This is a genomic window from Sphingobium sp. TomMM35A (genome assembly GCF_054771735.1).
Window position 1 is genome coordinate 2,535,838 of sequence record NZ_BSRC01000001.1, and the last position, 14,447, is coordinate 2,550,284.

At 63.3% G+C, this 14,447-nt stretch carries 14 protein-coding genes; 6 read left to right on the plus strand and 8 right to left on the minus strand.

Features of this window, described 5'->3' with window-relative positions; all coding sequences use genetic code 11:
* Positions 1–65 precede the first annotated feature (65 nt).
* From ACYU8T_RS12740 to ACYU8T_RS12750, 3 genes are read left to right on the plus strand one after another with little or no spacing between them, the layout of a single operon-like run.
* Positions 66–833, plus strand: a complete 768-nt coding sequence (locus ACYU8T_RS12740) for a histidine phosphatase family protein (protein ID WP_461159639.1) — start codon at positions 66–68, stop codon at positions 831–833.
* The gene (locus ACYU8T_RS12745; RefSeq protein ID WP_461159640.1) at positions 833–1,720 is read left to right on the plus strand and encodes an NAD(P)H-hydrate dehydratase; all 888 of its coding nucleotides are present in this window, start codon (positions 833–835) and stop codon (positions 1,718–1,720) included. Before ACYU8T_RS12740 ends, ACYU8T_RS12745 begins: the two co-directional genes overlap by 1 nt.
* A 46-nt stretch (positions 1,721–1,766) precedes the next feature.
* A complete protein-coding gene (locus ACYU8T_RS12750) occupies positions 1,767–2,234 on the plus strand; it encodes an MgtC/SapB family protein (protein WP_217991035.1) in 468 nt (155 codons plus the stop codon).
* Positions 2,235–2,243: 9 nt separating this feature from the next.
* On the opposite strand, the gene rlmN is transcribed toward ACYU8T_RS12750, so the two are convergent.
* Positions 2,244–3,503 carry a dual-specificity RNA methyltransferase RlmN gene (gene rlmN / locus ACYU8T_RS12755; RefSeq protein ID WP_461159641.1) on the minus strand — a complete coding sequence of 420 codons (1,260 nt, stop codon included), beginning with the start codon at positions 3,501–3,503 and terminating at the stop codon, positions 2,244–2,246.
* A 47-nt stretch (positions 3,504–3,550) separates the two neighbouring features.
* Entirely contained in the window at positions 3,551–4,021 is a 471-nt protein-coding gene (locus ACYU8T_RS12760) for a hypothetical protein (RefSeq protein ID WP_461159642.1), read from the minus strand.
* 168 nt (positions 4,022–4,189) lie between these two features.
* Between ACYU8T_RS12760 and dnaN the strand changes: the two genes are divergently transcribed.
* Positions 4,190–5,302, plus strand: a complete 1,113-nt coding sequence (dnaN, locus tag ACYU8T_RS12765; protein WP_097090738.1) for a DNA polymerase III subunit beta — start codon at positions 4,190–4,192, stop codon at positions 5,300–5,302.
* 169 nt (positions 5,303–5,471) lie between these two features.
* Positions 5,472–8,072 (plus strand): EAL domain-containing protein, encoded by a 2,601-nt coding sequence (locus tag ACYU8T_RS12770; protein WP_461159643.1) that lies wholly within the window; start codon positions 5,472–5,474, stop codon positions 8,070–8,072.
* A 79-nt stretch (positions 8,073–8,151) separates the two neighbouring features.
* On the opposite strand, the gene ACYU8T_RS12775 is transcribed toward ACYU8T_RS12770, so the two are convergent.
* Positions 8,152–8,571: a response regulator gene (locus tag ACYU8T_RS12775; RefSeq protein ID WP_255254677.1), complete on the minus strand. Its 420-nt coding sequence runs from the start codon at positions 8,569–8,571 to the stop codon at positions 8,152–8,154.
* A 65-nt stretch (positions 8,572–8,636) separates the two neighbouring features.
* A complete protein-coding gene (locus ACYU8T_RS12780) occupies positions 8,637–11,135 on the minus strand; it encodes a TonB-dependent receptor (RefSeq protein WP_461159644.1) in 2,499 nt (832 codons plus the stop codon).
* Positions 11,136–11,324: 189 nt separating this feature from the next.
* On the opposite strand from ACYU8T_RS12780, the gene pip reads away from it, so the two are divergent.
* The gene (pip, locus tag ACYU8T_RS12785) at positions 11,325–12,266 is read left to right on the plus strand and encodes a prolyl aminopeptidase (protein ID WP_461159645.1); all 942 of its coding nucleotides are present in this window, start codon (positions 11,325–11,327) and stop codon (positions 12,264–12,266) included.
* A gap of 52 nt (positions 12,267–12,318) precedes the next feature.
* On the opposite strand, the gene ACYU8T_RS12790 is transcribed toward pip, so the two are convergent.
* From ACYU8T_RS12790 to ACYU8T_RS12805, 4 genes are all read right to left on the minus strand, one after another.
* The gene (locus ACYU8T_RS12790; protein ID WP_461159646.1) at positions 12,319–12,714 is read right to left on the minus strand and encodes a hypothetical protein; all 396 of its coding nucleotides are present in this window, start codon (positions 12,712–12,714) and stop codon (positions 12,319–12,321) included.
* Positions 12,715–12,800: 86 nt separating this feature from the next.
* Positions 12,801–13,382 (minus strand): hypothetical protein, encoded by a 582-nt coding sequence (locus ACYU8T_RS12795; protein ID WP_461159647.1) that lies wholly within the window; start codon positions 13,380–13,382, stop codon positions 12,801–12,803.
* Between the two features lie 13 nt (positions 13,383–13,395).
* Entirely contained in the window at positions 13,396–13,950 is a 555-nt protein-coding gene (locus tag ACYU8T_RS12800) for a demethoxyubiquinone hydroxylase family protein (RefSeq protein WP_461159648.1), read from the minus strand.
* Positions 13,947–14,432, minus strand: coding sequence for a disulfide bond formation protein B (locus ACYU8T_RS12805; protein WP_461159649.1), 486 nt, complete (start codon positions 14,430–14,432; stop codon positions 13,947–13,949). The genes ACYU8T_RS12800 and ACYU8T_RS12805 overlap by 4 nt, the downstream gene beginning before the upstream one ends.
* Positions 14,433–14,447: the final 15 nt, after the last annotated feature.

Genomic DNA, 14,447 nt, shown 5'->3' on the forward strand with positions numbered 1-14,447 from the left:
GATCAAAGCCTTGGCGCGACCGTTCTTCATGCCTCAGCAACGCGGCATGAAAGGCAGGGACATCCGTGGCGTCACTTCATTGGCCAAGCCAGCTCATCATCGTTCGTCATGGCCAAAGTGCCGGAAATGTCGCGCGCGATGAGGCGACGGAAGCGCAATCCGACCGCATAGCCTTGTCCGTGCGCGACGCGGATGTCCCTTTAAGTGAGCTGGGCCGCGAACAGGCGCAGGCGTTGGGCCACTGGTTTGCAAGCGAGGCGGAGGATCATCGGCCGGAAGTTCTGCTATCCTCTCCCTATCTGCGTGCATTTCAGACTGCGCAGGTCTTTCGTGAAGCAGGCGGAGCGCGGGCGGACGAGCCGATCTGCTTCGACGAGCGGCTGCGGGAAAAGGAATTCGGAATATTGGACGGGCTGACGACGTCCGGCATCCGTAACCTTGAGGCAGAGCAATATGAGTTTCGCCGGATGCTCGGGAAATTCTACCATCGGCCACCTGGCGGGGAAAGTTGGTGCGACGTCATCCTGCGCCTCCGGTCGGTGATGGATACCATATCGTTGCACTATGCCGGGCGGCGGGTGATGATCTTCACACATCAGGTCGTGGTGCTGTGCCTGCGCTACATTATCGAAGGCCTTGATGAAGCGGAGATTTTGGCAATCGATCGGGCGGGAGACGTCGCCAATTGTGCGATCAGTGACTATGTCTATGACCCCTCGCATGGCCGCAATGGCGGGCTGGTGCTTCGCCGTTATAATGTGACCGCGCCGATGGAAGAAGAAGCGACGCCGGTCACGCGCGAGCCCGATGCCATTGCAGGAGCGCGGGGATGATGCCGGAGACCCTGGATACCGCCTGGCTGAAGGCGAACCCGTTGCCGGTTGTCGACAGCGATTCAGACAAGAATGCGCGCGGCCGTGTGCTGGTGGTCGGTGGGGCGGAGTTCGTGCCTGGCGCCCTTCGGCTGACGGGCGAAGCCGCGCTTCGGGCGGGGGCAGGCAAGCTGCAGATGGCGACGGTGCGATCGGCCGCCATGTCGCTGGGCGTGCTGGTCCCCGAGGCGGCGATGATCGCCCTTCCGGCGCAGGAGGATGGCGAGATCGCGGTCGGCGCGGCCGCCGTGCTGAAGCCGCAGCTTGCCCGCTGCGATTCGCTGGTCCTGGGACCCGGCATGAATGTGAGTGCCGGGACGGATCAGTTGGTCGCCGATATTCTGGCTGCGACGGAGCCACCCGTGACCATCGTCCTCGATGCGGCGGCAATGACATCGGCGCGCGATTTACGGTCTACGATCGCAGCGCATGAGGGGCATATCATCCTGACGCCGCATCATGGGGAGATGGCGATCCTGACGGACAAGAGCGCTGAAGCCATCACAGCCGACCCGGTTGGGGTCGCGTCGCAGGTCGCGCAGGATTTTCAGGCCGTGGTGATCCTGAAAGGGGACCGCAGCGTGATTGCGGCTCCGGATGGCGCCTGCCTGCTTCATGAGGGCGGTTGCGTCGGGCTTGCCACAGGAGGATCGGGTGACGTGCTCGCAGGCATTGCTGGTGGTCTGGCAGCGCGTGGAGCGGACCCTTTCCGCGCCGCTGCCTGGGCAAGCTGGCTTCATGGACGGGCAGGGCGGGAACTGGCCCGCACGATGGGGCCGATCGGCTTCCTTGCCCGCGAACTGTTGCCCTTGATCCCCCGTTTGCTGGAGGAGCCCGGCAAGTACTAGCGATGTTCGTTGCGCATCCGAATTCATGTTCGTGCGTTTAGTCGAAATGAGAGACACATTTTCGGTCCTGCCGCATCTGGTGCCGATCGTGATTGCCTATTGTCTGGCGCTTCCGATCGGCTGGAACCGGGAGCGGGCGGAACGCAGCGCCGGGTTGCGGACCTTCCCCTTGGTGGCCGTGGCCAGCTGTGGCTTGGTCCAGACGGTCGAGGGCTTGATGGCGCAGGAAGTCGAGGCGCTGGCCCGCGTGCTGGAAGGCGTGATCGCAGGCATCGGATTCCTAGGCGGCGGCGCGATCCTGCAGCAGCGGCATGCCGTGAAGGGCACTGCAACCGCCGCAAGCCTGTGGATCACAGGCGCTATCGGCGTCGCGGCGGGGCTTGGCACCTATGATGTGGCGGTGGTCCTCACTGGCTTCACGTTGCTGACATTCTGGGTCATGGCGCCGTTGAAGCCCGATGAGAATGAACGGGACGCGGAAGAGACCATCAGCGAGCCCAGCCCGCCACGCTAAGGCGAAGGCTCAACCGAGCGCCGCTTGCTTTTCGGCCGCTAACCTATCGAGCTCAGCGCGGCTCTTCTTCTCGCTGGCGGATTTCAGCTGCCCGCAGGCGGCCATGATGTCCCGGCCCCGCGGCGTGCGCACCGGAGCGGAGATGCCGCCTTCGAACACGATGTCGGAAAAGCGCTTGATCCGCTCGGGCGTCGAACATTCATAGTCCGTGCCCGGCCAGGGATTGAACGGGATGAGGTTGACCTTGGCTGGGAGCTTGTAGTGACGCAGCAGCCGCACCAGTTCGCGCGCATCCTCGTCGCTGTCATTCTTGTCCTTGATCATCACATATTCGAAGGTGATGCGGCGGGCATTGTTGGCGCTCGGATAGTCGGCACATGCCTGAAGCAGCTGTTCGATGCCGAACTTCTTGTTGAGCGGCACGAGTTCGTCGCGCACATCCTTGGTCACGGCGTGGAGCGACACGGCGAGGTTGACGCCGATCTCTTCACCAGCGCGCGCCATCATTGGCACCACGCCGGAGGTCGAGAGGGTGATGCGGCGCTTCGAGAGCGCCAGGCCATCGCCGTCCATGACGACCTTTAGCGCGTCGCGGACATGGTCGAAATTGTAGAGCGGCTCACCCATGCCCATCATCACGATGTTGGTCAGCATGCGGCCGTCGGTCGTATATTGCGACGCGTCGTCGGTTTCATCGTCATTGGCCGACGCCATGCTGCCCTTTGGCCATTCGCCCAGCGCGTCGCGGGCCAGCATCACCTGCCCGACGATTTCGCCCGGCGTCAGATTGCGCACCAGCCGCATCGTGCCGGTATGGCAGAAACGGCAGTTGAGCGTGCAGCCCACTTGGCTGGAGACGCAGAGCGTTCCCCGATCGGCGTCGGGGATGAACACCATTTCATAATCCTGGCCATCGTCCGACCGGAGCAGCCATTTGCGGGTGCCGTCGCTCGACACCTGGGCTTCCACCACCTGAGGGCGGCCGACGACGAAGCGCTCCGCCATCCAGCCGCGCATGGGCTTGGCAAGATCGGTCATGGCGTCGAAATCGGTCTCGCCGCGATGATAGAGCCAGTGGAACAGCTGCTTGGAGCGGAGCTTCGCCTGCTTGGCGTCGAGCCCTGCTTCCTCCAGCGCGCCTTTGATCTGCGGGCGCGACAGGCCCATGAGGTCAGTGCGTCCATCTTCACGCGGCGTCACCGCGCGCGGCACGGGCACAGGGTCAATAGCGCCGGGAATCGGCATCAGGGGGCTGGCGGATGAATGCATGGCAGCGCCCATAGCGGATTTTTGCGTATTTATAAAGGGAGCGTCTATCAGCGCAGCCGGGCGCATCCCAATGCCGCCGCGTCGATCGCCGTGGCAGCGCCGCGCAGCGTGTAGGTGTCGGCAAAGGCCCGCCCATTCGCGCCTTGGGTCTGCACGCTCATGCTGCCTGCCGAGCGCATGGCCGCAATGATGGCGGCGTCGGCGCGGGGATCGGGCGCCCACGCGTCGGCCTGGCCCGCCACCAGCGGGAAGCGCCGCTCACCGACATTCAGGATGACGGAAGCGCCATCGGCCCGCACCCGGCTCAGCCGGAAATGCACCTGTCCGCGCACGCGTTGGCGGGGCCAGTTGCCGACCGCTGCAAACCCGCTGCCTGCGCGGCTCACGGGTCTGGCTATGGCGTAGCAGCGCGGCGCTGCCGGATCGCGGAATGCCCCCCAGGCTTCGAACATCCCCAGAGAATCCCGCGCAGTCGCAGGCGTCGAGATCAGCAACGGGAGGAGCCAGAGGCGCTTCATGAAGCTGGCAAAGCCCATCATGTGCCCTTTTGCAACCCTTGCCGTCACGAAACGATCAGCAGGCGCTTGCCGCCGCCGCAACAGTGGTTATGAAGGATCATCCATCATTGTCGCCCGGATTCGACCGCATTCGGGCTTTGCGCAGAAAAGAAACGGACAAACAGGGACATGAAGGCCACAATCGAACGCGCCACGCTCCTCAAGAGCCTCAGCCACGTCCAGTCGGTGGTTGAACGGCGCAATACGATTCCGATCCTGTCCAACGTGCTGATCGAAGCGTCCGCCGATGGCGCGATCAAGCTGATGGCGACCGACCTCGATCTCCAGATCGTCGAGAGCGTTTCCGCGCAGGTGGAACAGCCCGGCGCGACCACCATCAGCGCCCACACATTGTTCGACATCGCCCGCAAGCTGCCGGAAGGCAGCCAGGTTTCGCTGCACGCGGCCGAGGGTAAGATGCTGATCCAGGCGGGCCGCGCCCGTTTCAACCTGTCGACCCTGCCGCGCGACGATTTCCCAGTGATCGCGGAAGGCGATCTGCCCACCAGCTTCGAGCTGCCCGCAGAGACGTTGAAGCAGATCATCGACAAGACGCGCTTCGCCATCTCGACCGAAGAAACGCGCTATTATCTGAACGGAATTTATTTCCATGTGTCTGACGAAGGTCAGCCGGTTCTGAAGGCCGCTGCGACCGACGGCCATCGCCTTGCCCGCGTCACCGTGCCCCGTCCCGACGGCGCCGATGGGATGCCGGGCATCATCATCCCCCGCAAGTGCATCGGCGAATTGCGCAAGCTTCTGGATGAGGTGGAAGGATCGGTCCAGATCACCCTGTCCGCAAGCAAGATCCGCTTCGGCCTGGGCAGCGCGATCCTCACCAGCAAGCTGATCGACGGGACCTTCCCGGATTATAGCCGCGTCATCCCGACCGCCAATGACAAGCTGCTCAAGATCGATCCGCGCAGCTTCGAGGAAGGCGTGGACCGCGTCGCGACGATCGCGACGGAAAAGACCCGTGCGGTCAAGATGACGCTTGATCGGGACAAGATTACCCTGTCAGTGACCAGCCCGGAAAACGGCACGGCGGCGGAAGAAGTGCCGGGCGCATTCCAAGGCGAGGGTTTCGATATCGGTTTCAACGCCCGCTACCTGCTGGACATTCTGGGCCAGATCGACAGCGAGACGGTCGAGCTGCACCTGGCGGACGCGGCAGCCCCGACGCTCATCCGTGAAAATGACCGGAGCCCGGCGCTCTACGTGCTGATGCCCATGCGCGTCTGAACGTAGGCTCGGCTGAGTATAATGATCAGGGTTTGGAAAGATGCTGGCGATGTTCAGCATCTTTCTTTTTTCAGCTCGGATCGCCGGTTTTCGCGGCCGCGCGGAGCCATTATGCCTTTTGGCATAACCGGGTAAGTTTCTTTCAACATCTGTGCGTTACGCACGGGCCATGGCCCCTTCGCGCATCAGGCTGAATGATTCCCTGTCCCGGCCCGCTGATCTTGCGGTGGCGCTGGGCCTTGCCGAGGGCGGGACCGAGGCGTCGGCTTTCTGGATATCCGGCGCCTTTTCCCACATCGCGCGGCTTTGGCCGCTGATCCTGCTGGGCAAGCTGTGCACCGTCGCGCTGCTGCACGTGCCGCTTGGCAGCATCTACTCCATTCTGACATTGCTGTTCATGCTGCTGATCGACGGCGTGCTGATCGTCGGGCCGCGCGCCGAGCGGTTTCACAACCAAAGGCCGCATGTGCAGAAATGGTTGATGCTGCCCGCCGTCCTGTTGTCGAGCGTGACATTCAGCATGTTGCTGGGACCGGCGCGTTTTGCCGGACCCTTGTCATTTTCCCTCGCGGCCGAAGTCGCGATGGCGCTGATCGCCATATCCGTGTTCGGCGACCGGCGGTTATTGGGCGTCAGTTATTTTCTTGGAACGCTGATCGTGTCAGCCGTTCAAGGCGCAGGCTTTGCCCAGATCGGCCTGTTGCTGAGCTGCATTGCCGTCATGCTGATCGCTGCTGTCCGCCAGGCGACCGTTGACCTTGAGCGTGCCGTTACCCGGCATCAGCAGGATCTGCGTGCCCAAAGATCCGACCGGCTGTTGCAGGAATATGAGCAATCGGGGCAGGGCTGGTTCTGGGAAACGGATCGGCAGGGCTGCCTGACCTATCTTTCAGAACCCTTGGCCCGGACGCTCAACGTCCCTGAGGATGACCTTGTAGGGCGGCCGATCACCGACATCGTATCGGCTGGTGATCATCAAAATGGCGGGGGTGAACGCACCCTGGGGTTCCATCTTTCAGCGCGGACCGGGTTTTCGGACGTTCATGTGCGGGCGGCGGCGACACGCGACGAGCGCTGGTGGTCGATCTCCGGCCAGCCGGTCTTCAATGAATATGGCCAGTTCCATGGCTTCCGGGGAAGCGGGACCGATCTTACGGAAATGCGCCGGAGCCAGGCCGAGGTGCAGCGGCTCGCCCAGTTCGATTCGCTCACCGGGCTCGCCAATCGCGTGCAGATGCTGCAGTCGTTGGAAGATGCCGTGGCTGGCGCGCGCGGACAACCCGGCGATTGCGCTTTGCTCATGCTGGATCTGGATCGATTCAAGACGGTCAATGATACGCTTGGCCATCCAGCCGGTGACGCACTGCTGCGGCAGGTCAGCCAGAGGCTCCAGCGGGTGGTGGGTAATCGCGGGCTCGTCGGGCGGCAGGGGGGCGACGAGTTCAAGGTGCTGCTGCCGGGCGGACAGGATCGCGCGCTTCTGTCCCAACTTGCCAAGACGATCATCAGCACGCTTTCGCAGCCCTACACGATCGAAGGCAAAGTCGTCGTCATCGGCGTATCTGTTGGCATTTCCTGCTGTCCGCAGGATGGCGAGACTGCCGATGCGCTGATCCGCAATGCCGACCTGGCGCTCTATGCCGCCAAAGGTGACGGGCGGGGCGTTCATCGCTTCTATTCGGCGGAAATGCATGCCGATGCAGAAGGACGGCGGCAGCTGGAGGAGGATCTGCGTCACGCCCTGGCTTCGGACGGGCTGCACCTTGTCTATCAACCCGTCGTGTCCTCCAAGACGGAGCGGGTTACCGGCTATGAGGCATTGCTGCGCTGGATCCATCCGGTGCGCGGAGAGATATCCCCGTCCATTTTCGTGCCGATCGCGGAAGATACCGGCCTTATTGGATCGCTGGGCGAGTGGGTGCTCCGCACCGCCTGCCATGATGCAGCCCAGTGGGAAGAGGATATTCGCGTCGCGGTCAATGTCTCGCCCATCCAGTTCGCCAATCCTGGCCTGCCTGCGACCGTCATGAACGCACTTGCCGCCGCGCAACTCGCGCCCCAGCGGCTGGAGTTGGAGATCACCGAAAGCGTCTTCCTGAACGATGATGAAGGCACCGATGCGATGTTTTCCCGGCTCAAAGGGATCGGCATCAGGCTGGCGCTGGATGACTTCGGGACCGGCTACTCCTCGCTCGGTTATCTGAAGAAAGCGCCGTTCGACAAGATCAAGATCGACCAGAGCTTCGTTCGCGGGGCGGTGATGACCGGCAGCCGGAACAGCGCAATCATCAAGGCCATCGTCAGCCTGGCCGAGGCGCTGGGCATGGACACGACCGCCGAGGGAGCGGAAACGCAGGACGAACTCGCGCTCATCCGCGATCTGGGCTGTAGCCATATACAGGGCTATGTCTATGGCCGCCCGCTCGGCGCCAGCGAGGTGCTGGCCCGGCACCGCTTTCATGGCACGGTCGCGCTGGTGGAAGGGTTCCAGTCCAGCCGTCCTGAGCGCAAGACCATGCTGCGCACGGTGGCGGTGCATGCCGACGGCCATGCCTATACCGGGCGCATCCGCAATATTTCGGCCACTGGCGCGATGATCGAAGGGCTTTGGAACGTGCCTTCAGGCATGGGCCTGGTTGTTGAGTTCAGCGACGTGCACAGCGTCGACGCGGTCGTCCGCTGGTCCCGCGATGATCGAATGGGCGTGGAGTTCGCCAGCGCCATCGATATTGCGGCGGCGTGCGCCCTGCCTCGATCGCTGGCATCCTGATCCCGCACAGCTTTGCGACCGCGCACAAAAAAAGGAGCCGGGGATCGCGGCTCCCTTATTGTGCTGAACTGATAACTGTTCAGGCGGCGATCGCTGTCCGCTCCGCCTGAACCATGCCGCGGGCCACGTCCCTGATCAGGGTGATGAACCGGCCGGCCTCGCGAGCGATCATGGCCTTGTTGAAGCAGGCGGCAGCGCCCCGGTCGAGCGCTTCGGCCATGATCGGCGCTCCGTCACGCATCAGGCTGGAGAGCATGATGACGGGGCAGGGATCGATCTCCATGATCTCATCCAGGATGCTGAGGCCATCCCGGCCCGGCATGGCGACATCCAGCGTCACCACATCGGGCTTTTCCATGCGGATAAGGTCGATCGCTTCTTCGCCATTGCGGGCGACGCCTACGACATCGAACCGGCAATCGCGCTCCAGCAGCGTTTCGATCATTGCGCGGATGGTGAGCGAATCGTCGACCACCATGATCCGTATCGGCTTTGCCATATATTCCTCCGACCCATGTTTTCATGGATCATAACGGACGGACAATGGAGTCATTTAGGCGAGGGTCAGAAGAAGAGCTTCCGGAAGGAAATGCTGATCGTCCGGCCCAGCGGATCAAGATAGCCCGGCTGGTAGCGCAGCGGCGTTCCTCCTGTGGCGTTGGTCACGTCGCGGCGCGTGTTGAAGATATTGTCGATGCCGATCGACACCCGCGATCCGCGTAGAAACGGGTGGTTCTTCACCAGCGAAGGCATTTGCGCAAGGTTGGCGAACAGCCGCAGGTTCGCCGTCGCGAGGCTGCCGAAATCGAGCCGCGACGTGCCGCCCAACGCACCATCGACATGGGTGCCGCTTTCCCAATCGACGCTCAGCCGCGCGCCAAGCCCGTTGTTCGTGTAACCGACGCGCGCCTCCACCTCGTGCCTTGGCTGGCCGCCCGATGATCCTGTCGCGTCGCCGTTCAACAGGTCGAGTTCCGGCACGCCCGGCGCGATCAGAATGCTCTCGGTAAAATGCCATGTGTGATAGAGGCTGAAGCTCAGTCGTCCGCTTCCACCACCGCGCCCGCCACCCGGTCCGCCAAAGCCGCCGCCTGGACGTCCGCCGCCGCCGGGGCCGCCAAAGCCGCCCTCGCTACGGGGGTGATCGCTGTCGTTTGGCGCAGGCGGAGGGGGGGCGCCATCCTGGCCTCTCTGCGCTCCGCGCCCGCCACGGTTGCCGAACAGCGCGCGCATGTCCTGCAATTCCTTGGGCCTGTCCCCCGGCTTCGCGCCAGCCGCGCGCCAGGCTTCGACTAGCTTCTGGATGCGGGACTTGAGCGGGAAGGATAGATCGAAACCCCAACGCAGCTGCTCGCTTTGCGACCGTAGATAGTTGATTGGCCGCGCATCGATTTCGGTGAGTGCGCCGTTCACGCGAGTGAAGCGACCATGGAAGGCGTCCTCGATCGCCGGGGTCGGTTCGGGGAACGCCGCGATAGGATTGCTCGTCCGGCTGTTGAGGTAGGTCGCGGTCAAAGTCAGGTTGGGCTTGTCGAACGGCTTCACCGTCCCGCTCAGCCGGAACTGATCCCGCACGCTTTCCTTCAATTGCGCGTTGCCCCCGGTCACCCGCGTCACGAAGACGGTCTGGCCGCTTTGATAGTCGAAGACCGGAATATTCTCCGTTCTGATGACAGGATCGCTGAGCTGGTTGCCCGTAGGTGCTGCCCGGTCCTGGTTGGCGGAAACCAGCAGTTGGACCGCTGGTATCGGCCGCCACCGCACGCCATAGCCTAATGTGGAGAGCGTGCCGAAATCCGAAAGCTCCTGCGCAGCCGCATTCACATTGATGCCGATGTCGCCAACCGCGCCGAGGACGCCCCTCGCCTTGCTGGTGATCGGCAAGTCGAGCGTTACCTGTCCGCTGGCGATCTGCCGGTCATAGTCATTGCTGCGCTCGGTTCCGTTGCGGATCGACCAGGCTTCGAAGCCGTTGGCCGATGCGCCCACCCGGACCGAGCTTGTCACGGCGCCTGCGGGCAGGTCGAACACAGGGCCCGACAGTAGCAGGTCGCCCGTCACGGCCCGCGACCGCGCGCTCGCCCGGTCGGTTGAACTCGATCGGTCGGTTCGCGTGCGTGTGTCCGACACATCGCCATTGCCGGTGAAGGACCATTGCCAGCCTTTGCCGAGCAGCCCGTTGAACGTCAGCCCCAAATGGCCGGTCGTTCCACGGATCTGCTGATCGAGCCGGTTGTCGCGCAGGAATTCGGCATAGCGCGGTCCATCGCCGATCGGCGCGGCGAGTGCTGCCGCTGAAAGCCCTTGCAGTGAGTCATTGTCCGAAAGCTCTACGCGACCATTGACGGTCATCGACACGCCGCCGAGCGCGCGGGCATAGGTGGCGTTCGCGGATATGCTTTCGGTCGCGGGGCTGAGCGTGCGAAAACGGGTGACGTCGATCAGCGCCGGGTTACTCACCGTTCGTTCGATCCCGCGCTGGCTCTCCAGCAAGGAAGCGGCTGCATTATATTTGACGTTCAACGTGAAGCGATTGTCTCCCCGGATACGTAGCAGGCCCGCCTCGGCCGATCCGCTTTCCCGTCCGCCATCGGTGGTCGTAGCCGCCCGCAGATCGGCAAGCTCTGCACGGAAGCGCTGGCGAAGCACGATGTTCGCCACCTTTTGCGTCGGGGCATAGCCATAGGACAGGGCAACCTGTTCGGGAAGGATATCGACCCGGGCCACGGCCTCCGACGGGATGTCTTGAATCTCGGAAAAGCTGGAGATGCGCTTGCCGTTCAGCAGAACAACCGGCGTTCCGTTGGTCTGTGCCGACAGTTCCGTGATCATTTCTGAAATGGATGTTACGCCCAAGGCGCGGATGTCCGCGGAGGAAAGCTGCTGTTCGGGCTTGATATTGCCCAGCACAGCGCCACGCTGGGGCTGGCCGGTGACGACGATCTCTTCCCCATCGTCCATCTGCACCGGCGGCTCCTCGGATGCAGTCTGCGCCATCAGCGCAGCGGGCGACGCGCCCAATAGGAAAAACAGCATCAGCGAAGCCGGTCGGCGCACGAACATACCCCTTTTGGAAAAAGCGAACCCTTGATGGTCCGTCACTAAGGGCGAACTGTCTCAAAATCTTGGCAAGGCCAAGGCTAATTTGTCGCAAATTGTAGCAGTTGCCGTCGCGCGCTGCGGATCATCTGTATGGACAGGCTTATCCTGCCGCCTGTTCCCTTCGCCGATCGGCTCGCCTAGGCTTTGCCGATGCGCACCTTATACCCGGCCACCGACCCCCATGCTTCCGGCCATCTCGACGTTGGCGATGGCCATTTCATCTATTGGGAGCGTGCGGGCACGCCGGGCGCGAAGCCTGCGGTCTTTCTCCATGGCGGGCCGGGCGGCGGCATCTCGCCCGATCATCGCCGTCTGTTCGATCCGGAGCGCTATGATGTCCTGCTATTCGACCAGCGCGGTTGTGGCCGTTCGACGCCGCACGCGTCGCTGGAGGCGAACAGCACATGGCACCTCGTCGCGGATATCGAGCGGCTGCGGGAATGGATGGGCGTGGATCGATGGCTGGTGTTCGGCGGAAGCTGGGGATCGGCGCTCGCCCTGGCCTATGCGCAGAGTCATCCCTCCCGCGTCAGCGAATTGATCTTGCGCGGGATTTTCACGCTCCGCCAACAGGAGATCGACTGGTATTATCAGGAGGGTGCGAGCCGCATCTACCCCGACAAATGGGAACGTTTCCTGGCTCCCATAGCGGAGGAGGATCGCGGCGACCTGCTTCATGCCTATCACCGCTTGCTGACGGGCGACGATCATGCGGCACAGATTGCTGCAGCCAAGGCCTGGAGTGTCTGGGAAGGCGAAACCATCCGTCTGCTGCCTGATGCTGCCTTGTCAGCCACGCATGATGACGACGCCTTCGCTCTGGCCTTTGCGCGGATCGAGAATCATTATTTCGTTCATCGCGGTTGGCTGGAAGAAGGGCAGCTCATTCGCGATGCGGGTAAGCTAAGCGGCATTCCCGGCGTCATCGTTCAGGGCCGGTATGACATGGCTTGTCCTGCCGAAACCGCTTGGGCACTGCACAAAGCTTGGCCTGAAGCACGGTTCGAGATGATCGAGGGCGCGGGGCACGCCTATAACGAGCCCGGCATTCTCGACGCCCTTGTCCGCGCCACGGATGGTTTTGCCGCTTGAGGCCCTTCCAGTGCGCAGGGAGAGCAGCTGTGGCGCGCCGAGGATAAGAGCCTCAAGGTTCGCCCTTGGACTCTTGCATCCGCCGTTCCGCAAACCATTGTTCCAGCATCTTGGCGGTGCAGCCGGTGAAGCCGTTGCTGCCGATGGCCGAGCAGCTGCCAGGCAGATTCTGCCGCTGAACCTGCTCCATCGTCGCCACCTGACTGCCCCAGCCCGGCCCACCCGACGGCGCTGGCTTTTCGCGCAACTTCTTGGGGATGCGGTAGCGTTCGGACTCGGGTTTGCGCGCGCAGACGATGATCTCTTCGCCTTCCCCCTTGGGGCAGGGGTCGTCCCCATAAACGATGAGGTTGAACACGCGCTGAGGGGGCTCGGCAATGGCTGGCGTGAGCGACAGGAAGGGCGTCAGCGCTGCTAAGCCAAGCAAGGCATGTACAGGAAAGCGCATTGGTGAATATCCTCCATTCGCCCCTGTCCACCGGCGGACTGCCCAAATCCGCCCATTTGTTCAGACGCCGAGCGTTGCGCACACCGTCAGGGTTGCGGGGGCGTGCCCGGCTGGGGAGCAGTCTGCTGCGGTTGTCTGGCTTGCGCCTTTTCCTCCGCCACGGCTCGCGCTTCGATCGCCTTGCTATCCTCATCGATGGTGGAGAGCCGCCGCGCCCGTTCGGCTTCGACCAGATCCTTCCAGCTGGCATTGTCCGCTGTCTGCCGTTCTGCCTTGGCAAGCCGGGCCAACTGGTTGAAGCAGCCGGTGAACCCGCCGGGGCCGGTGGCCGAGCAGCTCTCCGTGCCGGTGCGGCCGACATATTCCATGGATCGCACACGCTCACCCCATGCCTGGTTGCTCGGCTTGTTCGGATCGCCGCGCAGGGGCTCGGGGATGCGATAGCGTTCTTCCTCGCCCTTGCGCGCGCAGACGACGATGTCGCTGCCTGCGCTTTGCGGGCAGGGGTCCTCGCCATAGACGATGACCAGGTTTACCCGCTCCGATCCCGTCGTTCCGGCAGCGGCGGCGGGCGCCTGTTCCTGCACGGGTCCGGTCTGCTGGTGCGCCATGGCGGGCAAAACGCTCGCAGCCATCAGCAGCATGGCGGCTGTCGCGGTCTTCATCATCGTCCTTATCTCCTCAGATCCGCTTCGACAGCGCGATTGCAGCCCGGCACCCCAGGCGAATGACACCCGAAAGCAGTGGGTAGGCGGGCGCCTGCTCCGCTCCACGGGCGATCGCGGTTTCGCGATGCTCGACCTCTTCCGCCTGAAAATCCGTGATGGTGGCGGCAAGTTCCGCATCTTCATTCGCTAGCTCCGCCAATTGCTCGGCATAATGGCGATCGATCTCAGTTTCGACCGCGGCGGTGCAGGCCATCGCGGCGCGCGGGCCGATCGCGGCAGTGACTGCGCCCAGCGCGAAACCCGCGACGTTCCAGATCGGCTGCAATGCGGTCGGACGCACGCCGCGCCGTGCGATCATCGCGTCGAATATCTTGCGGTGCCGCTCCTCCTGCGCCGCCATGCCCGCAATGACGCGGGCGTCGGGGTGGCGATCGCCAAGGACGGCAAGCTGCCCGGCATAGATGCGGGTCGCGCCGAACTCGCCAGCCTGATCCACGCGCAACATCTGCGCGCGATCATCTGCCGTCACCCGCCGGCCGGGGCGGGGGAAATCCCTGGGCGCGCTCATGCCTCTTTCCTTAACTTGATCAGCAGGGCCAAGATGGCGAGGGCGCTTGCTCCCGACAAGATGCCATTGAAGCCCGCCAGCGAAATGCCCAGCAAAGTCCAAGGCGCGACGTCGCAGCGCGTGATCGGGGTTGCCATGATCTGGTTCAATATGTCGGCCGGATTGTCCGCCGTTGGAGAGGTGGAGCAGGCCGTCAGCCCCTGCCACCAGCCATATTCGACACCCGCATGGAAAAGGCCGATTGCGCCACTGATCCCGATCGCCAGCCCCGCCAGCCCTGCGAACAGCGCGCTGACGCAGGGGCGCCTTTTCGTACCATAGGCGATCAACGCCAACGGGACCGCCGCCATATGCGGGTAGCGTTGCCACCAGCACATTTCGCATGGGTGCAGGCCGCCCACATATTGCGAGGCGTAAGCGCCACCCAGCAGCAGCAGTGGCACCACAAGGGCAAGGAAGCGGGCGAGGGGCAAGCTCTTCATTGTGCCCGCTTAAAC

Bases quoted from the DNA above. Each gene is read 5' to 3' on its own strand.
- rlmN (WP_461159641.1), bottom strand. From the start codon at position 3,503: ATGCATTCATCCGCCAGCCCCCTGATGCCGATTCCCGGCGCTATTGAC.
- ACYU8T_RS12800 (WP_461159648.1), bottom strand. From the start codon at position 13,950: ATGAGCGCGCCCAGGGATTTCCCCCGCCCCGGCCGGCGGGTGACGGCA.
- ACYU8T_RS12775 (WP_255254677.1), bottom strand. From the start codon at position 8,571: ATGGCAAAGCCGATACGGATCATGGTGGTCGACGATTCGCTCACCATC.
- ACYU8T_RS12780 (WP_461159644.1), bottom strand. From the start codon at position 11,135: ATGTTCGTGCGCCGACCGGCTTCGCTGATGCTGTTTTTCCTATTGGGC.
- pip (WP_461159645.1), top strand. From the start codon at position 11,325: ATGCGCACCTTATACCCGGCCACCGACCCCCATGCTTCCGGCCATCTC.
- ACYU8T_RS12745 (WP_461159640.1), top strand. From the start codon at position 833: ATGCCGGAGACCCTGGATACCGCCTGGCTGAAGGCGAACCCGTTGCCG.
- ACYU8T_RS12790 (WP_461159646.1), bottom strand. From the start codon at position 12,714: ATGCGCTTTCCTGTACATGCCTTGCTTGGCTTAGCAGCGCTGACGCCC.
- ACYU8T_RS12750 (WP_217991035.1), top strand. From the start codon at position 1,767: ATGAGAGACACATTTTCGGTCCTGCCGCATCTGGTGCCGATCGTGATT.
- ACYU8T_RS12770 (WP_461159643.1), top strand. From the start codon at position 5,472: ATGGCCCCTTCGCGCATCAGGCTGAATGATTCCCTGTCCCGGCCCGCT.
- ACYU8T_RS12805 (WP_461159649.1), bottom strand. From the start codon at position 14,432: ATGAAGAGCTTGCCCCTCGCCCGCTTCCTTGCCCTTGTGGTGCCACTG.
- dnaN (WP_097090738.1), top strand. From the start codon at position 4,190: ATGAAGGCCACAATCGAACGCGCCACGCTCCTCAAGAGCCTCAGCCAC.
- ACYU8T_RS12760 (WP_461159642.1), bottom strand. From the start codon at position 4,021: ATGAAGCGCCTCTGGCTCCTCCCGTTGCTGATCTCGACGCCTGCGACT.
- ACYU8T_RS12795 (WP_461159647.1), bottom strand. From the start codon at position 13,382: ATGATGAAGACCGCGACAGCCGCCATGCTGCTGATGGCTGCGAGCGTT.